Source organism: Apilactobacillus kunkeei, assembly GCF_001308195.1.
Lineage (GTDB): Bacteria > Bacillota > Bacilli > Lactobacillales > Lactobacillaceae > Apilactobacillus > Apilactobacillus kunkeei_C.
On sequence record NZ_JXDF01000007.1, the window covers coordinates 34,183 to 59,409 of the forward strand.

At 39.6% G+C, this 25,227-nt stretch carries 1 protein-coding gene; it reads left to right on the forward strand.

Annotated elements, in window-relative coordinates:
- The first annotated feature begins 63 nt into the window (after nt 1-63).
- Nucleotides 64-25,107: a DUF5776 domain-containing protein gene (locus RZ78_RS01210; protein WP_054607872.1), complete on the forward strand. Its 25,044-nt coding sequence runs from the start codon at nt 64-66 to the stop codon at nt 25,105-25,107.
- Nucleotides 25,108-25,227 lie beyond the last annotated feature (120 nt).

Consider the following 25,227-nt stretch of genomic DNA (forward strand, 5'->3'; position numbering starts at 1 on the left):
AAGATTAGAGTAATTAGACACTTTGTATAGTTATATAAAATCGTGACAAAAGGGGCGATATGTATGCAATATAACAAAAATCAATTTATAAAATCTAACGATAAAAAAATCATGAAAAAGGTAAAGAAACAATGGGTAGTAGTATCTATTGCAACTTTATCCGTTTTAGGTGCATCAGCGTATGGTATGAATAGTGTTTCTGCCAAAGCTGCTGACAATCCTCAACAAGTGGCGCAATCATCTAATAATATTTCTAATAATTCAGGAGATCAGTCTGCCCAAAATCAGGCTAATTCTAATAATGATCAACAATCAGATGATAATCAATTGAGTTACCGCGATGGAGATAGTTCGTCATCAAGTACTGTTGATAATACAGATAACTCAGCTCAATTTAGCCAACAAATTAGCCAAGGTGCTAATGATGCATACAATAAAAAGGGTGATAATTCAATTAATTATAGTGGTCAAGCAAAGGATTATTACCAAGCTGGATATGCTGGAGCTATTAGTGCAATGAATGCATACAACACTGATACTAAAGGCCAAGGTACTGGTACTCAAGATACAACGTACTATGGCAATACCCCTAATAGACCACAAGGCTATACTGGTAACAATTCTGAGGGTGCCAAAGGTGACAGTGGTGGAGTTAATAACACCACCAATCAGGATACTGGATCTGGTAATAATACATCATCTACCAATTTACCAACTGATGGAACTCCCATTAACTATGGAACCCCAAGTAATCCTAATCAGGGTGGTGCAGATGATACCAAGTCAGGATATGCTTCTTCTCAAAAGTATCAAGACACTCTTTTGGGTAGATTAAATAGTGTTAACAACCATAGTGTGCAATTTACTAATGGATTTACTATTAATGTTCCAGCCGCTAATGATGTTTTAATTACCAATGACAGGAACAAGTACGCCCAAAAAGCAGGATTAGCTACTGCTTTTGATCAAGGGGTGAACTACGCTTTAACCCAACAAGGTTATGCTGATGCTGAGGCCGGTAAGTGGACTGGTGTCAGAGGAGATGGGACTACTACGTCATATGACTTCTACGATAATGGTAGTACAGATTTACATACATCTAAAAATCCATATGACTTGGCATATATCGGTGCTAAGGATGCTATTAATGCACAATATGATGGCAGTAATAACTACTTAAAGAATAAATTGCCAAAGGCAATCACTTCATCTCAATATGGTTCAGCGTATGTAACTGGTTACAATGATGTTGTTTCAAACATTAACCAAGGAGTAGCTTATGTTACTAATTCAAACCAATTTATTGCGGTAATGACAAATGGAAAAGCTAGTTATTCAACTGGTGGTAGTACTCCTGGAAACGTTACTACCGTTAAATTAGCTGCCGATGTGGACTTTACGGGTGCTGTATTCGTAGGTGAATCTAATAACACTTACACAGGTAATAACGGTCCATTCACTGTTGACGGTCAATTCCATATGTTGGATATGCATGGTGTTAGTTATAAAATCACTAACGCAAGCCAAATTAATTTACAAAACTTCCAAGCATTGTATGGATATAATTACTTCGGGCCTTTTGCCCCTGTAAATAGTTCTCAAACGCTTCACTATAAGAACTTAAATTATATTGGGTCTCAATTATTAAGTGCTACTAGCAATGACACATATTTTGCTGGTAATGTTAACGTGCTAGTACCACAAGATTTAGTGACTCCAACTTATTATTCGCCTTTTACAGGATCTAATGGTGTAGCCGTAGAAGGTGGCGGAAATCAAGAAAATCTTGAAATTAAGAACTTTATCCTCGAACCAAATGCTAACTATTTCGGTACTGTTGCAAGATCAATTGGTGCCACTATCATTAACGCAGACGGGAACGTTACCTTAGGACAAGGTTCTAAGATGACTTTAATTCCACGAGGCCAAAATAATGGTAATAGTACTTTTGATGGTGGAGACTGGGGTATCTATTTCTCCGGTGGAGGTCAATTAAATGTTAATAAAGATGCCACTTTGAATATTATTCCAAGTTATTCACAATATGGTGGTAGTAATTTCGCCGGTGGGGGTATCTCAACAGCTGCACCTACAACAATTAATGTTAATGGTGGTGCCATTAATTATATTGTTGATTCCATGCAACCAAACATCTATAACCAAGTACTTGATTTTAAGTCTCGTACAGTAGTTAATGTCTTAAATGGTGGATTAATCCAAATTAAGTTAACTAATAACCCCGGTCAAGCACCTTCGTACAATGGAATTATTAATTTTGCTGCTGGTGGAGGAATGAATGTTGGAAACCGTGGTAATTTAATCGTTGAAACCGATGGTACTGGTCAAAAAATGACACCATTCTTTGGTACTCTAAACATCAATAACGTTGGTGCTAGTCATGTTGTTTTAGCAAAGAACCCAAATACCGGTTCATTTAGTAATAATGCAATTAGTGCATATACAGTTTCTGTAGATAATAAATTATTCTATTATTTTAACTTACCTTCTGGTTCTATTAACTATACAGGTATTGATAGCACTGGTAAAAGTGTCTCTGGAAAAATTACAGACCCTAATAGACTTGAAATTGGTGACGTTCCATCAGTTTCGTTTGTTGGACCACTTAATAAGACCATGAATCCCAATGGGACAGCTACCGTAACTGCTTACGCTAAAGTTGCAAAATATGACCCATCAAATGGTCCAATCTACGTAGGTGTATATGCTGGTGGAGATTCATCAATCGTCAGCGTACCAAGCAAATTAATTAATAACTCTAATAAAAACTCAACAATTACAAACAGTAATGCTCCTGCCGATCCAAATCAATACTCAATGACACAAGCTTTGCCATCAAACTATCAAGATGGACAAGTGGTACGTATTGAATTTACTGTTCCTAAATCATTATTAGATAACCAATTTACTGGAATTAGACTTACCTATGGAATTAGTTCTGTTACGCAAACCACTGATGGTAATAACTATATAAATGTTACTGAGGGTTATAACAAGGGCAGTAACGGTAAGGTTCAAAACGATAGTAATGGAACTATGCAAACCGACCAAGGTAATGTAGCTCAAATGAATCAAGGTATTGTTGATGGAATAAATGATTCTATTAATGGAAATGGAAACGCTAAGGCAGCACAAAGCTTTAATGTCCAGACCAGTCCTGACTACTTAGGCGGATATGATAGTGCTGTAGCCGGTTACAAGGCCTTTGATGCAAGTAATCCTGATGCAAACTATACTCAATTAGATAGTTATAATAATTCTTCTAATCCAGCAGCGTTCATTAGAGGATATCAAGAAGCTTCATACTTAGCAGGTGTTCAGGATGCTAGAAATAATAAACTTCAAAAATTTGCTCAAATTAAAAATGATAGTTATAGAAAAGCAGTTTTTGATTACTTTAAGGCATCGAATGATAAAGAAGGAAAAGTAACCTTTGATCCTAAAACAGATTTGAATGCTGCTGGATTTCCTGCAGTTGGTATCCAAATTGGAATTGCTGATAGAAAAGCCATTGATGCATTTAAACAAGATGAAAAAGCTGGTGTTTCCTTTACCATTGGTAGTTTTAACGGTGATGGATGGAACAGTATTAAAAATGATCCAAATGCAGCTGCAGCATATCTATCAGCTGTAATTGGTTTCAATAATGCAATTAATATGCCTGATTCTACTGCTGGTAATCCAGATGCTAACTCTAATTATCCTGAAACATATGCCTTCTTAGCTGGAAAGTCCTTGGTTAATGGTGCTAAATCTAAGACTTTACCATCATCACAAGCATCAGCTGACATTCCAATTCCTGATGCAGGAGTTGCAGGTTACTACTCAGCACAAGCAGGTTTTGCTGCCGTTCAAGCTGCTGTTGCTGCAGTATCTGGTAAAGATGTTACCAAGATTAAGGAAGCTCAATACAGTGATCCAAGTCAATTGAGTGGAACTACTCAAAAGGCTCCTGATGGGAAGACAAGTATTGACCAAATGGTTTATAAACAAGCTAAGTATGGTGCATATCAAGCACTTTTAGGTAAACCAGAAACGGGTCTAAACCAACTTCAATTAGCCGGTTATGTTAATACGATTGGCCCTATTGCAAGTGCAAACGGAATTAGTGATTTTAAGAATGGCTTACCACAAGCATATGCACAGAATGATAATTCTATTCGTGCAACTGCATACCGCAATGCATATAACCAAGCGCAATCTGCATTTACTAAAGGGCAACAAGATGGTCTTGCTGCTGTTTTAGCGAACGCTAATGTTAGTCATACTGCCAGTGATAGTGCCGCTAATCAAAGTGGAGAAGCTAGTTCATATAAGATTGGTTATCAAGCCGCAGTGGATGGATATAAAGATGGTTCTGCAGGAACCAATCCATCAACAACTAATAAGGACAACAGCCAACCAGCCAGTTACAATTCTGGTTATCAATATGGTATGAATGAAGGACGTCGTACAGCTGGTGCGAATGACTATGTAGCTAAGTCAATTAATTCTAGTGTGCAAACTAGTGATGCTAAGTACGCTGATGGTATTGCAGCAGCTACACAAGGTTTCAATGATGCATACAACCAAGCACAAGTTATACAAAATCCAACTACGACAAGTACTGATCACTCGTACGTAATTGGTTTTAATGCTGGTCTTCAAAAGTATGCAGCAGACGTTCAAGCTCAAAAGGATGCTCAAGGATACATTGATGGTGCTAATGCATTCATTAATAATAAACAATTAACGGTTCCTTCTGGACAAACAGCTGCATATCAAAATAATTACTCAACAGGATTTCAATCTGCTCAGGCAGGATTGGCGATGGCATTAAACAATCTAGGTAGTAGTAATCAAGATTTAGATATTGAAGATTATGGTAACTATACGGCTGACGTATCTGGTGCGACAGCCATTGGTTACTATGCATTTAATGCTCCTAATACAGGTGCAAAACAAGCCTTTTTAGTCCTAGATGCACAAGGACAAAATATTTCTTCACAAAATAATCCAACAGTTGCATATGGAGCTGCCGTAGATGCCTTCTACGGTTCTTTGGCAAACCTTCAACAATCCACATATAATGCTACAAATGATACAACTGCGCCACTTTATATAGCACTACGTCAATTTATTGATAATCGTGGTAGCAAAGAATATTCAGACGGGTACAATGCTTATCTTAAAGGTAATGCTACACCAACTAATGGATTCGGTATTGCTGGATATAATGATGCCAGTGATGGTTTTAATCAAAAGTCTGCACAAAATGGTGCTAATGTTAACTCAGCTGGTTACAAAGCTGGTTTGACTCAATACCAAAACTTCCAAGCAGGGGTCAGCGCGGCTAATGCTGATGCAAGTACAGAACCATCAAATGTTAAAAATAACCAAGATGCTGATGATGCATTTAATGCAACTATTCAAGGATACAGTGACGGTGCATACAACCCTAAGTCACAACAACAAACTACTACTCTTACCAATAAGAGCAAGATTTATAAACTGGCATACAACCAAGCATTAGCCATTGGTCAACAACTTGGTAACCAAGCCTATAATGACTTAGTTTATGGCAAAGTTACTGCGTCAACCACGCCACAAGATAAAGGTGGACAAACATTAGCATACTATGCGGTTGTAAATGCTATTATTACAGGTTTTCAAGATGGTCTTGGAGGAACAGATAAGAACTATTCTCCTCAATATGAAAATGGTTATCAATTAGGTCAAATCACCTACCAATCAGCGATTAACACAGCTGCTAGTCTTTCAACAGCTTCCCGTGTTAACAATGATAAAAATTTACCAACTAACACTTATGCCTCTAACGATGCTAATAATGCTGTTATTGATGCATATAACGATATGTTACGTGGAACAGGCCAAAACCAAAGTGATTTGGATAAAGATAGTCTTGTCTATAATACCTTCTACAATATATTATTTAGCCAACTACAAACTGAATATAACAATGGTCAAAATGATTTCAATAATCAGACCACTTATACTGGTAGTTTTAAATATGATCATACTCCAGCATATAGTGAAGGCTATTTGAACCGCGCAATGGGATTCCAAGCTGGGATTACAGGAGCTACTTCAGATACAGATATGGCCAACTACAAGAACCAAGGTTTTATTACTAATGGTCCTGCATTCCAAGCTGGTCTAGCAGTTGGTAGCGCTCAGGCGAAAACTTTCCAAAATGCTAATAATCAATCATCTCCTGCAACCACAGCAAGTGACGATGTTACACAGGCCGTTTTCGATGCCTTTAACGATGTTAAGAATAATGGTGTAACTAAGGAACCAGATGGTGACAAATCTAGCTTGTACAAGAAGACATACTACATTGCGGCGCAAGACGCAGTAACTTCTTATACCAACGGGGCAGTTGGATACGTTAATGGAACGGCTAGGACAGACACTAACAATCCTAATAACCTTGATGGATTTGCCTTTGCTAATGGTTGGGACAAAGCAAGATTAGGCCTATTAACTGCATTTAAATCTAGTAACGCTAAGCCAAGCGAAAATGCACAAAGTACTGGATATATATATGGTCAAAGCATCTACGCTGGGGTAATGTCTCCAAGTGAACCTTCTGATAAATCAACTAATATTTATAAAGGATATGTTGCTGCACAAGCGGCGTTGGTTCAAGCTAAAAAGGATTTTGATGACTCAACGCAGGTAGATATTAATAACCTAACAATTCCTGCTGGTTATGATAATGGTCAAACAGAAGCATATAAAGCTGTATATCAAGGTGCTTACTATCAATACAAACAACAACCTATTCCAACTAATCTAGATAATGATTTAAGTGAAAATGCTTATAAACTTTCAAGAGAAAGTAATCAAGGTAATATTGGTGCTAGTGACTTTGTTAAAGGTAAGGCTCAACAAAGTGATAATAGTGAGTATGTGGACGGTTATAACATTGCTAAGGCCGGTTACAAGGATGGTTTAATCAATGGAACTAGCCAACAAAATCAAATGGAAAGTGGAAAGTCTAATGCGTATAAGACTGGATACACCGCAGGAGCTAATAACCATGATAGTTATGTCAAAGCATTAAATGATGAAAACTCCGATGGCAGTCAAACTTATGCTGGAGCTAAACAAGCATTAGATGATTACAATGCGGCAACAAGTGATGCTGCTAAAAATGCCATCGTTGATAAACAAATTGGTAGTGGAATTAACGCTGAATACGCTAATGCTTATAACACTGCGCTAGGTCAAGCACGAAGCAGTGCCACACAAGGGGCTAATGATTTTGTTAGTTCACAAGGCCATTCAACCCTTGCATTTAAAGAAACACAAAAGATATATGATCAAGCATACAAGGACGCTCAAATTGGTTTCCAAGCAGGTTTGACTAATCCAAATGCGGTTGGTGCTAATGCCAGTCAAACAGTAGGAATTCAAGCTGCCCAATCTTATGCAGCGGGTTATCAACAAGCAGTAGCAGATGCAAAAAATAACACATTTAATCCATCTGCTCACCCTGAATTAGTAGGATATAAGGACACAATTCAGGCGATTATTGATGCTAATAAGAATCAAGTAAACAAGCAAAGCACATCACCAATTTATGCAATTGTTGCTTCTCAACAATTGGGGATTAATGATGCCTTGGCACAATTAAGTCAATCAACATCTAATGCTAAAAAATTAGGACCAACTGATGCCGTTAATAATGGACAATCTATCAGTGATAGTTCATACAAGACGGGATATAACGCTGTATTAGATGGATACCTTGATGGTAAGTCAAGTACACAAGGTTCTAACGCAAACTTTAACGCATCTTCAGAAAACAGTAATCCAGCATATATATCTGGATACGATCAAGGTAAAGTAATTGGTAGAAGAGAAATTGGTGCTACTGATTTCTTAAATGGAATGCCAATAGGCGCTAGCGATAATAATTACGAAGATGGATATGGTGACGCTCAAACTGGATACGCTGATGGAATTAGTGGTTCATCCAATGCAAATATTTCGAAAGAATATAATCGTGGTTATGAAGTGGGTCAACAAGCTAAAGCTGATTATCAATCAGCAGAATCCAAAGCTTCCCCAAGCGCCAGTGATTCTAATTCTGACACTTATAAAGGTGTTGCTGATGCAATCGCTTCAGTAAAACAAAACGGTAGCGTCTCAACACTAATTTCGGTTGACTCAACTCATACAGCCGCATATGTTATGGCTTATAACAAGGCGGTAGAAGATGCTAATGCTGCTAGTGAAGCTGGTTTGGCGGACTTTAAGGCTGGATTAGTTGCTAATCCAAATAGTCAATCAACAGTCGCTAATCAAGCAGTATATGACCAAGCATATAACGATGCCACTGCTGGATTTAAGCAAGGACTAAGTGCTAATCCTTCATCAGAACCTACTAACCAAAACGCTAAGGCCGGATATGACATGGCTAAAGCGGTGCAAAAAGGTTACCAAGATGCGATGAATGACTTCTTATCCGGCAAGAGAGATATAAATGCCAATACAGAAGCCGGATATCAGGATACAATGGGCGCATTAGTCGATGCTCAAACTAATACCAGAAACGTAACTAACACGTCACCACTTTATGCTGTTACTTATTCACAAGAAGTAGGTGCTAACGACGGGATTAACGCTGTTAAGCAAGATCCAAATACTTCTAGTGATACATCTGTTCCTGCTTCACGTCAAAATAGTGTTAATTCAAACGCTTACCAATCAGGTTATAAGGGTGCTGTTGATGGTTATAAAGATGGTGCTGCAAGCACTAAGGGTGATTCAACTAACAAGAATGCCAACCAAACAACTGAAGGCGACAACGCAATTTACCAAAATGCTTACAACCAAGGTAACGCTTCTGGTCGTCAACAAGCCGGTGCAAATGATTACACCAAGGGAACTGTTGACCAACAAGTTAAGCAATCAGATAACAACTACGCAACCGGTGTAAATACCGCTGCTAGTGGTTTCGCAGAGGGTAAACAAGCGGGTCAAACTTCAAGTTCAGTTCAACCAACAAATACTGATAAACCTTTCGTAACTGGTTTCAACCAAGGGGTCGCTACTGCTAGTGGTTCAAACGCTGCGGTTGCCCCAGGTAACAAGGATGACTCAGGACTAACTGGCGATGCTAAAAACGCTTATTACGGTACCAAAGATGGATACCTACAGGGTGCTAATGCTGGTAATACAATAACTAATAAGCCTTCTGATAATAAGGGGGCAGATACCCAATCAAATTCTTACACAACGGCTCGACAAGATGCTTACAATGATGCGGTTGCTAAAGCAAACTTAGGTGCACAAAATGCATTTAATAATAACAAGCCGTCAGCATATGCAACTTGGAATCCTGAACAACAAATGGCATATGACACTGGTGTGCAAAATGCTCAAAACGGATACAACGAAGCACAAGCTAACATCAACGCAACGAGTCCAAGCAATAATGGAACTAATATGGTTAATACCTTTAATGGTGCAAAAGCTGGATTTGCAGATGGGACTATTGGTGCCACTCGTAATATCTCTAATCAACCAGCTGAATATCAAGCTTCATACAATAAGGCTAGAGCAGCAGCAATTTTAGCCGCACAACAAGGTGTTGCTGATTTTGCTTCTGATAGTGGAAACAAGCAACAAGGTTCAACTGATGCTTTAGGTAATGCTGAAAGTCATGGATACCAAACAGCATCTCAAGGTTACAGTGATGAAGATAGTGGATCAACAAACTCTAACAACGATCCTTCATACATTGCAGGAATTAAGTTATCTACCGATAAAACTCAAGGTGTAAGCGACGCTACTAATTCACCAAACCAAGGTAGTTCTTATAATGGTAGAGATGCTGCTCAAAAAGCTGCATATGCTGCCACTGTTAGTGGTTACAAAGATGGTGCAAATGCGGTAACTGATAATAATCAACCAACAGATTCAACTCAAGCCAAAGTCTACGCAGATGCATATAGAGATGCATACAAACAAGGTAGATTGCAATCAAGTCTGGGTGCTAGAGCTTACACTCGTAACAGACCAGTGAATGCAGATGATGCATTGAGTGCTGAAGCACAACAAATTGGTTACAGCAAAGCGCAAGTTGGATTTAGCGAAGGACTAAAGGGTCAAACTAATAGTGATAATCCATCTTACGTAACTGGTAATGATGCTGCCAAATCAGCTCAAACCGGTTTATCAGAAGCAGAAGCCGGTAACAAGAATTCACAAAATTCAGTTGCTGATACCGCATCATATGCAGATGCTCAAACTGCTTACAATGACGCAAGCACAGCTCTTGCAAGTAACCCAGATGATGTCTCTGTTAGTCAAACTAACAACACTCCAGCTTACCAATACGCATACAACCAAGCTAAGCAAGATCTAAACGCTCAATACAACGCTGGTAAGCAACAATTCTTGAACAAGTACGCATTAGGTACATCTATGGCTGATACAAGTTCTGCTAAGTCAAACCAAGGAATTAATGCAATTAATCAAGGTTTCAATGAAGCTGTTACAGGTTTCAAAGATGGTATGAATGGGGCAAATACTCCGACATTATCAACAAGTGCTGCCGCTGCAGGATTTGCTGAAGGACAACAAGCTCTAAATGCTGTTAATGAAGTAACTGGTGGCCAAACTACTCCAGATTCTGGTAATAATGATTCAGCATATCAAAAAGCATTTGCTGCAGCTGTTGCTGCAAAGACTGCATTTGATATGAACCCAGACATCCTAAGTACGGTTCCATCAACTGATGCTAACGCAAACAACCCAGTATACTCACAAGCATACATTGCAACTGTGTACACACTTTCAACAGCTTACTCAAATGGGGTACAACAACTTCTAAGTGGGCAACCACTTCCAGCTAATTCCTCAACTGAATACACTGCAGGTTTCAATGATGCCAACAATGGTTTCGATAACGCATTAAATGGTCCTAACTATCCAGATACTAATGCATATGGATACGTTACTTCCGGTGCTCAAAAAGGTCTAGCAGTAGGTCAAAGAGCATTGTCTGGTTACAACGCCGCAATGCAAAACAACACCACACCAACAGCCGATTCAGTTCAAAATGATGCTAACAGTGGTGCTACTGCCGGATATAAGGATGCAATTTCAGGTTCTAAGCAAACTGATGCACAATTAGCACAAGCTAGTTTGGCATACAGAAAGTCATACGCTAAGGCTTACGATGACGTTAAGAATGCTGTTCTAACAGGTTCAACTAACTTCGTAAGAGGACAAACTCCTGATAAGTCAAACAGTCAATACTCCAAGATCATGGAAGGATACAACTATGCTTCCCAAGGTTTTGAATACGCTAAGAGTCATCAAAGCAAGGACACAACCGGTTTAACAGATGATCAAAAGAACAATTCTTCATACATGAGAGGGTTCTATGCTTATGTTGACGCTGTAATTGGTTACAACGATGCACAAAATGCAACATCAGATACTGCTCCATATAACGCTGCCTACAAGGAACAACAACGTGGTTACGAAGGGGCAATTGATGGATATAGAGATGGTAAGAACGGAACTACTCAATATACTAACAATGAAGTCTTCCCATCATCACGTGTTGCATACGACCTTGCATACCAAGATGCCAAAGCTAAGGCCACTCAAGGTGCAATTGATGCAATGTCAACCAATCCAACAACTGATACTTCTCAATTCAAAGCAAAACAATTAGATGCATATCAAACAGGTAAGAACAATGCGGTTACTGGATATAACCAAGCTAAGTCAGACCTATCCGCTTCAAATATTAATCCATATACTGCATCAACTGACTCATATGACACATTTAATGGTGCCCATGATGGTTTCATAGCTGGAATTAGTGGCAACGGAACAATTCCAGCTGGTAGCAATGCAGTATATTCGGCTGCTTATAGCAAAGCTCAATCAGAGGCTAGTGCGAACGTAATGAATGGGGTTGCTGACTTTGCTAAGAATGCTGATGATACAAACAAACAAAATCAAACCGATGCCACTAATCAAGCTTTATATAATGGTTATAACAATGCTAGTGAAGGATATGCCGCTCAACTAGGTGGTAATGCTGATAGTAATAATAATAACGTTGCTTACACTGCTGGTGTTCAAATGGCAGTTGACAGAGCAAATGGTATTAGTGCTGTTATAGCTAACCCTAGTGCGACTGCTTCAGGTTCTCCAGCACAAGTAGCTGCTTTTAATGCAACTGTTGCCGGATACAGGGATGTAATCAATGGAACTAATAGTGGTCAAACTCCTAGTTCAAGTGATGCACCTCAAAGCAAGGTATATGGTGATTCATACGATCAAGCGATTTCAACTGCCACTGCTAGTGCTAATAATGGAGCACAAGCATTCGTTCAAAACACTGGTCAACCAGCAAGTGGTAGTGACTACAATTCAATTGCTACACTAGCCGGTTACAAGCAAGCTAAGAGTGGTCATGATGACTTTGTCGCAAACAAGTCTGCTCAATCATCAACCGCTGCTTACATGAATGGTTACAATGCTGCCAAGTCAGCAGCTAGTGGTTTAGCCGATGCACAAAACGCAACTAATAGTGGTCAAGGAACAGCACAAGATGCTAACGCTTATGGTGATGCTCAAATTGCATACACTGATGCATTTAACTATGTCACTGCTCATCCACAAGATACTTCGAGTCAATCATTTACTAATAAATCAACTGCATACAACGATTCCTATAATGCTGCTAAGACATACCTACAAGGTCAATATGTTGCAGGACAAGACCAATTTGTAAATCAATACGCAAATGGTAATGGTTCTGCTAGTCTAAGTGGTGTGGCGTCAACTCAAGCCCAAGCACTGGTTAACCAAGGATTTAATGACATGTTAAGTGGATATAACGAATCCATTAATGGCAATAATCTAAACGGTACTGCTAGTTCATCAGATAACCCAGTCCAAAAAGCTGGTTTCAACGAAGGACAACTTGTATTGAAGGCTGCTAACCAAGTAGCTAACGGAAATACTACCGGTGATGCTGGGAATACAGATGCAATTTATCAAAAGGCTTTAGCTGCAGCAAATGCGGCCAAGATAGCTTTTGATGCTAATCCTGATGTATCAGATGTCGTTGTTGCTAGTGACAGTAACGCTTCTGTTGTTCCATATGTTAATGCTTACAAATCGGCTGTGGATCAAATGAAGTCTAATTATCAATTAGGTGGTTCACAATATCTAAGTGGGCAAACAGCTTCATCTACTGCAACCAGTGAATTAATCCAAGGCTATAGTGATGCTAAGTCAGGATATACCTCTGCAATGAGTGGTTCTCTTATCGCTGCTAATTCCACAAGTGGAGTTCAAAACGGTTTCAATCAAGGAAAACTTGTTTATGCGGGATATCAAAATGCGATGAATAGTCAAGGAAGCGCAGGAAGTCAAAATCAACATCAAATCGATGGATACGATGGAGCAAATGCTGGTGTTGAAGCTGTAATGACAGCCATTGGAAGTGTTCAAACAGATGATCAATTAAGGACTGCCGGTAAGTCGTTTGACTATATTCAAGCTTATGATAAAGCAGTAAATGAAGCTCAAAATTCCAGATCTATCGGTGCTAGTGAATATCTAGCTGGTCAAAGTAAGCCAACTGGAACCACACAAATTGAACAATCTAAAGCAAGTGGTTTTACTGATGCAAACAATGGTCATGATGAAGCTGCCAAAGGAACTACAAAGGACCAATTAACTCCATCACAAATGGCTAATAAAGAATTTATGCTTGGATTCAATTCATACTCAGATAGTATGAGTGGATATAACACCTATGAACAAGGTGGTAATTTAGATTCCAGTGCAACGCAAGGTCAAAAGGACTCCTTTGACGGTGCACAAGATGGGTATTTGGCTGGCCCTAACGGTGGATCGATTCCTGACATGACAGGGAAATCACCAGCTTATATTGATGCTTATAAGAAGGCGTTTGAAAAAGCTAAAGAAATTGCTAACCAAGGTGCACAAGATGCAATGACTGGTCAAAATAACAGTCAAAGCAATTGGAGTGCCCCACAAAAGGCGGCATATGATGCTGGAAAGCAAAATGCTACAAATGCTTACAATGCAATTAAGGGTAATGTTAAGGCAAATAATAAATATGATGCATCAACAGATGCCTCTGAAGCTTTTGAGGGTGCTAAAGCTGGATTTAGTGCAGGAACTATTGGTTCTAATGATGACAGTATCTTAAACGGAAAATCAGAAGTCTTTAAAGATGCATATAAAAAGGCTAAAGCTGAAGCTCTTAATGCTGTAAATCAAGGTCAAGCTGATTTCCAAGCTGGAAACATTAACAACGCACCATCTGGTAAGGATGCACTAAGTGTCGCTAGAGCTAATGCTTTCAATCAAATGCAAAAAGGTTTTAATGATGCTAATGCTAACCCTCAAACTATTGATGCTAATAATCATGATGCCTCATATCTAGCTGGAAAGAACATGTCTGACCAAGTAAAACAAGGGATTGCCGATGCTAATACCAATGGTTCAATTACTGACTATGGTAAAGACGGTTCAAAAACACCAGCGCAAGTTGCTGCATACAATGCTGCTGTTAATGGATACTATGCATCAGTTAATGGATACAAAGATGGTGCTAATGGTGACAAAGAACACAGTAATCCAATTAATCCAGCACAAGCTGCTGCCTATAACTATGTATATCAATTAGCATGGAATAATGGTGGTCAACAAGCTATGACGGGGGCTAATAACTATGAGAATGGTAATGCACGATCAAGTAATGAAGGAATTCAATCAATTGCTCAAAACATTGGTTATGATGATGCCAAACGTGGTCATGATGACTTCTTAAATAACCGTCAACCAACTGGTAATGTTACTGCCGCATACACATTGGGTCGTGACATGGCCAAGGCTGCTCAAGATGGATTAACAGATGCTATCAATGGTCAAAACAATGCAAATGCTTCTAGCCAATCAGGTGCATATAATGATGCACAGCAGGCTTATAAGGATGCTGCTAACGCTGTTTCATCCAAGCCAGATAATCCAGCAGGACTACCAGCAGGAAAGCCTGTTTCATATCAAGACGTTTACAACAAGGCTGTCTCAGCTCTACAAACTCAATACCAAAATGGTGCTAACCAATTTGGTTCTCAATACTCCAATGGTAAGAGTACAGCTGATGAAACTTCAGTAAATTCAGATCAAGCCAAACAACTATTGCAACAAGGATTTGCGGAAGCTCAAGCTGGTTATCAAGAAGCCATTAAAGCAGCTACAAATCCAGATGGTACTTTGAACCTTAACGTTCAAGCAAGTGCTAATGATAGTAGTGCAAATAAGATTGGATTTAATCAAGCAATAACAGCGTTGACCGCGGCACAAAATGTGGCTAATGGTGAAATTCAACAATCACAAACTGGTCCAATGTACAATACAGCTTTTGAAGCAGCTATCGCTGCCAAACAAGCATTGCATAATAATCCAGATGCTGAAAATACACTTTCACCTAATGATCCAAATAATAATAACCAAGTGTACAAAGATGCATACAGCGCTGCAGTTACACTAATTAAACAACATTATGTAACTGGATTTAATGACTTTATGAGTGGTAAGTCTCTACCAACTGGTGGTACTCAAGCAGATATTGATGGTTACAATAATGCTAAGGCTGCTTATTCCGCAGCATTACAACAACAACCATTTAGTGGATTGACTTATCAAGATAGTAAGAGTCAACAAGCATTTGAGGCTGGTCAAAAAGTTGTTAATGGATATAAACATGCATTTAATAATGCAGACTTAGATTCTCAAAACGATTCTAATGACGCATACCAAGCAACTAAAGATGCCTATAGTGATGCTAATGAAAATACTACTAGATCGTTAGATGGTAAATCATTAGATTATAAGACTGCGTACAATTTTGCACTTAAGAAGGCCAATGATGCTAGAAATGATGGGGCTACTCAATTTGTATCTAAAGAAACTACTGATTTTGGAAGTCAGACATTGGATGATGTTGCTCGAAAGAATGGTGCTACAGCTGCACAACAAGGTGTTAAAGATGCTAATGATAATATACCAACTAATGGATCAACTGATACCGCTTATCTAATCGGATATAATTCCAAGTCCGGTGCTACTGATGGTGCTGAAGATGCTAAGTCAGGTAATGCGGTTAAGAGTTCTGATACTTTGCAGAATGAAGACAAAGATCAAAACTATATTAATGCTTACACAGACGGTTTTAATGGAACTCAGGCAGGGTATACTGATGGCCAGGATGATAAAGCACAAGCAGATTTGAGTAAGCAAAGCCAAGCATACAAGGACGCATATAATAATGCTTACAATGATGCTAAGACTATTGCTAATCAAGGTGCATTGGATCAACTTGCTGGAAAGAATAACCCAAGTGGTTACAACACTTTACAAAAAGCTGCTTACAATACAGGTCAAACCAATGCTCAAAATGCTTATGCATGGGCCCATGACGACGTTAATAACAAGAACAAGTTTATCAATAACTCCGATGCTTCTGACATCTTTAACGGTGCTCAAGCCGGATTCTCTGATGGAAAACTGGGTAATGTTGCTAATGTTACAGCTCAAACTGCAGCTTACCAAGCAGCTTATAACAAGGCAAGAAGTCAAGCTGGAGCTCAAACAGTTCAAGCAATTAAAGATTTCCAATCTGTATATGACACAACTTATCAAGCAGATAAAGAAAAGAATGATGCTGAATCAGTGGCATATACAAATGCATATGACCAAATTGATGCTGGATTTAATGCACAAATTGGTCAATCTACTATGGTTGATTCTAATGGTAAGGATTCATCATATAAAGCTGGTATTCGTATGGCTAAGGATGTCCAATTAGGTATTTCAGATGCATCTAACAACCCAAGTCGTACAGATTATGTGGGTACAGATTCTCAAAAGGCTGCTTATGCAGCCACTCGAGATGGGTATCACGATGGTAGTTTCAATACCACTACAACCATGAGTTCATCATTAGCTCCACAAAAGTATGCTTACGATTATGCATACTCACAAGCTAAAGGTAATGGATTACAATCTGCAATTAAGGGTGCCAACGTTTATATCCAAGCTGATGCTCAAGTTCCAGCTGTTAGTGCAGATGGCATAGCACAACAAAAAGGTTATAATGATGCGCAATCTGGATATCAAGCATACTTGGATAATCCAAGTGGTAGTCTTGATAATAGTCAAACGCAAGCATATAAATTAGGTTATGCTGCCGCTAAAGAATCGAGACAAGGTATTACAACATTTAATGGTTTAACTAGTCCAAATTCGGCAACTACCGATCCAAATACTAGTGCAACTGCTAATGAACAAGATGGTTTCAACGGTACCCGTGATGGTTATTTTGCTGGAATCGCACGTTTGCCTAAGCAAGTATTTGATACTAGTTCTAGCCAGTCCCGTGCTTATCAAGATGCATATAATGCATCATATGATGCAGCAAGAAGTAAAGCTCAGTCTGGTGCCATTGATCAATTGAGCAGTGCAGATAATGTACAAACTAGTTGGGTTCAAGCTGATCAAAACGCATATGCTTATGGACAACAAATTGCATCTAAAGCGTACAATGATGCAAACGGTAATCCTAACAACACTAACTACACAACTGTCAATGATGCCAGCGATGCATTTAGTGGTGCGAATGCCGGATTTGCGGATGGTACATTAGGAAACAACAATTATCCAAGTGATACATCTGCTAAACCAGTATACTGGGCAGCTTATAAGAAGGCTCAACAAGCTGCAATTAATGCGGCAATTAAGGGTGTTCAACAATTTGCAGCCGGTAATTCTCAACCTGATAGTTCAGGTCAAAGTGATCAAGTATCTAACGCTGAAAACTATGGATTTAATCAAGCTCAATCTGGATACCAAGATTTCTTTAATGATGGAACAGCTAATAGTACAAATGTTTCATATATGTCAGGATATAACTTAGCTAATGATCAACAAAATGGTATGAATGATGCAAAATCTTTAAACCCAACATATGATGATTCTAAAGCTCAATACAGTAAGGATGCTTATAAAGCAGCCTTTGATGGAACTAAGAATGGTTTTGTTGATGGAAGTCAAGGTAATACAGCACACATCAATCCTGAAAATTCAGGCCAAAGTTTAATTTATAATTCAACTTATGGACTTGCTATTACTAGCGGTAAGTCTTGGTCTCAACAAGGGGTAAGCGGCTTTATTAATGGATCTCCTGATGATCTAAATAATAATGTTCAATCTAATGCATACCACCAAGGATTCGTTGATGCATCTCATGCTAAACGCGATGCATTTGCCAACTACCCAGGCACTAGTTCCTCTGGAAATACCAATTACCAACAAGTATATGCTGGATACCATGATGCAATTGATGATGTTGTAAATGGTAGAGCACAAAAGCAAATCACTTCACTAGATATGTATTACCCAGCGTACGTAAATGGTTATATATATGCTACTAAGTTAGCTACTCAAGGGGCAAAAGACTTCTTGACTACTGGAACACAAAGTAATCAAGCTTCTGCTGCTGAAAATGCGGTATATCAAAAGGGATATCAAGATGCATCCAATGCTTACACGGCTGCGGTAACTGATCCTAACCAAACTGAACCTGCATCATATGTTGCAGGTGGTAACGCTGATAATACATTCAATGGTGCGGCTCTAGCATTTAATGAAATAGCTGTCGGAAGTACTGACTTAGGTAAAAATGGCAACACAAATCCAATATTCATCGCTGCTTATAATAAGGCATTGAGTGAGGCTAAAACTTATTCAGATAAAGGAGCGATTGAGTTTGGTAATTTGACTGGAATAAATGATGTAGTTAATACAGTTCATAATCAAATTGCATTTAGTAATGCTTTAGTAAGTGGATATATTACTGCTCAAAGTGCATATGCTGAAGCTCAGGCTAACTTGAATGAAAATCACAGCACTGATAGTACTTATGATCAAACTTATCAGGGTGCTACAGCAGCATTCAAAGCCGTCATTGATGGCAATGAAAGTGACTTACATGCTAAAGATAACAAGTCGGCGGTATTTAGTGCCATTTATGATCGAGCACTTAGTCATGGAATTGCCCAATCTAAGAAGGGTGCCATTGCATTTGCTAAAGACAAGAAACAATCGGCTAACGATACTGCTAACGCAGCAATGTATAACAAGGGATACACCGATGCACAATCAGCTTATGCATCTGCGCAAACTAATCCTAACCAAGCTGCACAACACACTAATAACACGAATGTGGACAATGCATACAATGGTGCCGCTGCAGCATTTAATGATGTAGCAAAAGATACGCCAAATGCTCACCGAGATAATGATAGTGCTGTTTACAAAGCTGTATATGATAAGGCAATAGTTGAAGCTCAACAAAATGCCCTTGCTGGAGCTAATGCTAGACTAACTGGTGTAAACCTTAATGATGGAATTAAGAACATGAGTACTGCTTCTGCTCAAAGCGCTTATATCACTGGCTTCCAGGATGCTGATAAAGGTTATGTAGCTGCTCAAAATGATATGACACAGGCTAGTGCTCATGGAACTACAAGTAATGTTGATAGTTCATACCGTGGAGCTGCAGCGGCATTTAATGATGTTGTTAATAACACCATTAATGCTGGTAAGAATGCCGACAGTAGTTCGGTATATCAAAATGCTTACAACATGGCTTTATCTGAAGCAGTTGCTCACGCCAACGATGGTGCTCAAGCATACCCTAAAGGCCATGTTTTAACTGATGATTTGAAGAACCTACCAAATGATTCTGCTAAACGAGCATATACTACTGGCTTTAAGGATGCTAAGAATGCTTATGCCGCAGCAACTACTAATCCCGCAGATACCACCCATACTAGTCAAAGTAACTTTGACGAAACATTCCGTGGAACTGTTGATGCATATAAAGCTGTAGTAAGTCATAATTCGTCAGACGCTGGTAAGGCATCTGATAATAATAATGCCTATACAGCTGCATATGATAAAGCATTCGCTGAAGCTACTCAGTTTGCTCAAACTGGTGCAATTGACTTTGGTAAAAATGTTGATGCAACTCTTGGACGTACACAGTTTGGTAATAATCAAGCTGCTAAGACAGCCTACACGACAGGATACAACGACGCAAAGGTAAGTTATGCCAAAGCACAAGCTAACCCAAGTGATCAAGGTAACCACACTAGTCAAAGTAATGCTGATGAAGCATATAAGGGTGCTGCCGCTGCATTTAACGATGTTACTAATAATCAAGCAGGTAAGAATGCGACTGATGGTAATCCAGTTTATGCATCAACATATAGTCGAGCATTAAATGAAGGACAAACCATCGCAAGTAAGGGTGCTCAAACAGCACCACTAGGAACGGATGCTGTCAACCAAGCATTGGCTATTTACAAGAACAATCCTGCGGCTCAAAAGATGTTTAACACTGGGGTAAGTAATGCTAATGCTGCTTACGCAGCTGCAAGAATTAACCCTAATAATTCAATTGATCATACATCAACAAGTGATTACGATGAAGCTTACAAGGGTGCTGCTGCTGGATTCAATGATGTCGCAAGTGATCAATTCAACAGTCAATTTGCTAACGATACCAATCCTGTTTACCAAAACGCTTACACTAAGGCTGCAAACGAAGCAATTGCTTATGCAAATCGAGGTGCAATCCTAGGTAACACTGGCAAGCAAATATCTGATGGTTTGGATGGTTCAACGGACCAAGCTGTAATCAACGCTGTAACATCTGGTTACAATGATTCTTACACTGGTTACGTTGCGGCTATTCAAGATCCAAGTAAGAACTTCAACCATACTTCAAACAGTAATATCGATAAATCATACAACGGAGCTGCCGCTGCATTTAACGATATTGCCGGGAATAATGGTAAGGCTAGTCGTTCAATTAGCTCGGACTCTGTATATACCACTGCATACGACAAGGCATACGCAGTTGGTTTACATTACCAAAACCAAGGTGCTGCGGACGCTGCTAACAATGTCGATGAACAAACTGGTATCAACGCATTGAACGGTTACCAAGGTTTGATTGACGTATATGACCGTGGTTACAAGGATTCTGGCGATGGTTACAAGCTTGCTCAACAAAATAGAAACGACCAAGCTAACCACACTTCAGACAGTAATTCCGATGTATCTTACAACGGTGCTGCTGCCGGATTCACTGACACAATCAACGGTGAAGTTGGTAAACATCAAAACGATAATCAAGCCCCAACTTATCAGAATGCATACAATCGTGCGGTTAAGGAAGCTCAATCCCAAATTCATCAAGCAACACTTGATTTCAATAACAACTTGCCTCAAGATACTCAAGCCCAACAAATCAGTGCTGGTTCTGACAAGGATGCTTACGTAACTGGTTACAACAATGCTAGTGACGTATACAAGAGCGTCCAAGACTCAGGTGAGAACGATGGTAAGCATACATCAGACAGTATCAACGATGAACAATACCGTGGTGCAATGAACGCATTCACAGACGTCATCAACGGCACTCCTGGAGCAAACGCTTCAACTGATAGTGTGGCTGTTTCTGAAAAGGAAAACACAAGTGACGTCTACACTAGTGCTTACGCTAAAGCACTCAGTGAAGCCACTCGAGATGCCTTGAATGGTGCAACTAACTTTATCTCACCAAATGCTGCTGGTAATGCGCCAACAGCTAATGGTAAGTTGAAGGCTTATGACAAGGGTGCAAGTGATGCACAAGGTGCTTATGAATTAGCTCAAGACGATAGAACTCAAGGTTCGATTCATTCAACTAATAGTAACTTTGATGTTGTTTACACCAATGCTATTGCTGGTTTCAATGATGCAATCGATAACCCATTAGCATCTGCTAAAGAAGGAAACGACCTAGCTACATTGACTTACAACAAGGCATTAGCACAAGCTAAGCAATCAGCCCTAAACGGTGTATTGGCATTCAATAACGATGACCAAGATGCTGCATTGGCTAAGGAAACTAAGCCAAGCGATAGGGATGCATTCAACGTTGGTTACAACCAAGCACAAAGTGGTTTCACTGCTGCTGAAATCAACTACTTGGATGCAGCTCATCACGACACTAACTCCTATGCTGATCAAGTCTACACCAATGCTGCTAAGGCATTTAAGGATGTTAACAACAGAAATGGTCAAGTTAAGGACAATGCCGCAAACGACGTTGCAGGATCTGCTTACAACAAGGCCTTCAACGAAGCATTCACCATCGCAAACAATGGTGCTGATGATTCAGTTAAGGGTGTAGCACAAGCTACTAATGTTGCTCAATATGCTGGTAAGAAGGCATTAGCTGATGCCTACAACGCCGGATACGATGATGCAACTAAGGCTTACGCAGATGCTGAAAACGACCACAGTAAGGCAAACGACCATACTAGTGATAGTAACTACGATCGTGTCTACCGTGGTGCCGCACTTGGATTTGGTGATATTATCAACCATCAACCTGGTCAAAACGCCAAGGTTGATTCCAACAAGGCATTTGTTGATGCATACAACAGAGCATCACAACAAGCATTTGAAAAAGCTCATGATGGTGCTATCGATGCCAACGGTCCAAAGCAAGCTCGTCAATTGAACATCAACGCCGACAAGCAAGCTTACCAAGTTGGTTTCAATGATGCTACAAACGGATACAGCGAAGCTCAAGGTAACCCTGATGATAAGTCTAAAGCTGATGAAACAACCAATGCTGGTCTAGCATATGCTGGTGCCGCAGCCGCATTTAACGATGTTGCGGATGGCAAACCAGGTGAACATGGTCAAACAATCGCTGATCTTGTTTACCAAAATGCTTATAACAAGGCATTGACTGAAGGTAAGGCTAACGCAAATAGCGGTGCTACTGCATTTGGTCTTGGTCACACACTAAGTGATGACACTAAGCAATTTGCAAGTTCTGGCGCTAAGGTTAAGGACTACACCAAGGGGTACAATGATGCTCAAGCTGCATTTGCCGCAGCTCAAAGTGATGCTAGTCAAGTCGACCAACACAGAAGTGGCAGTGATTACGATGAAGTTTACTCCGGTGCTGCAAACGCCTTTAACGACGTTTCCAACCACACAGTTGGTCAACACAGAAATGACTCAAATAATCCTGCATATGTTGCCGCATACGACAAGGCATTAACTTCTGGTCAATCAAACACCCAAGATGGTGCTTTGACATACTTGACTGATAGCCAAGACTACGACCGCAAGATGGATTCATTCGCCACTCAAGCTGAAAAGAGTTCATTTACAACTGGATTTAACGATGCTAAGAAGGGTTACGAATTAGCACAACAAAATCCAATGCTTCAAAGTCATATTGATCAAAATGATCTAGATGACTCTTACCGTGGAGCAGCCGCCGCATTTAACGATGTGAAGAATGGAAATGCTGGACAACACGCTAAGAGCGAAGATAATCAAATTTACCAAAAGGCATACGACAAGGCATTAGCTGAAGCCATGAATTCATTCACCGATGGTGCTAACGAATTCAATGACAACAAGCCAAACTCTGCAAGTGGTGTTGATGCAAATAGTCTAGACCACAACAAGGGTTACCAAGATGCTAAGGCACAATACGAAAACGTCTTGGTAAATGGCGATGATAACCTTCCTGACAATGCAAATCCTGCACAAAAGATTGGTTACCAAAAAGCTAAGTCAGTCGTAGCCGGAATTATCGACGCAACTAGTGGTAACAAGCAACAATCAGATGATCCAAACTATGTATTGGGTTACAATTCTGCTCAAGCCGCATTGCGTGATGGTCAAGCGTTTGCTCAAGCCAACGGTAAGCTTGATAATGTAAATGAAATTCCAGTTCCTGATGGGTTAGATCCAGATGCATATCGTCAAGTATTTGCCGGTGCTTATGAAGGTTACAAGACTGGTGCAGGACTACAACCCAAGAAACCAAGTCAAAATAACCCAGCATTCGTCAATGCTTACAACAATGGTTACAACAAGGCTGCCAGCGTTATTCCAGCTAAAGAAGATTACCTATACAATGGTAAGAAGACTGACTTCGACAGCAGAACCGACAAGAGCTCGTATGACCAAGCATACAAGCAAACTGGGGATGGTTTTGCTGATGGAATTAAGGATAACGGCATCAAGAACCCTGATTCTGGTTACTACGTAAATGGTTACAACGCTGCCAAGATTGTGATTGCCGCAATGAAGAAGGCTAAGACCAACGCTAAGTTGACTAACCAAGAACTAAAGGCTCTAGGTGGAGTAACTTACGTCAATGCCTTTAACGGCTACCGTCAAGGTGTTAAGGCAGCTCAAGCAAGTGCTCGTACCCACAAGAAGTTAACTGCTAAGCAATTGGCTGCTAAGGGTGAAGTATTCGCATACACTTACAAACAAGGATTCAAGATTGAAACAGCTCATCAAACTAAGATTGGTAAGAAGTCCGGAAGTGCCCGCGCAATCAAGCGTAGTCCAATTCCAATGAGTATTACCAAGAACCACTCAGCAGCATATGCTAAGGCATATATTGCAGAGTACAAACGTCAATTCAAGGCTCACATGCCAAGATATATTTACAACGTTAAGACTATCTATAGTCACAGAAGAACTAAGTTCTCCAAGGGTTCTAGAATCATCAAGTACAAGTATTCAAGAAGATACAACGCCCACGTATTCAAGGTTATCGGTATCAAGTACTACAAGAACCGTGTACCAAGATATGTTGTATCCGGTGGTCGTCTAGTTACTGCTGGTCAAATGGTCCAAGATGCATATTACCGTGGTAATACAGATAAGGCCGCTAATAACAGCAACAACAAGAAGACTAAGAATAAGCCAATGGTATTCCGTGTAATTAAACCTACCGGTGCATTGATCCATACAAGTAAGAAATATACTAACCACAATGTAATCAGAAGAGTTCGTCAAGGACAGTTGATTCACGTTGTTAAGGTTGTGAAATACTATGGATTAACAAGACTATACCTAGGACATAACAGATACTTTACTTCAAACAAGACCTTTGTTAAGAAAGTAAGATAGTCAAAAAAGACCTAGCAATTTTTGCTAGGTTGAACTGAACCCCTTGAGTTGGAGAAATCTAACTTAAGGGGTTCTTTTATGTTTTCTAAAGAATTAAAATTAGCTGCCATTAAAGATTAT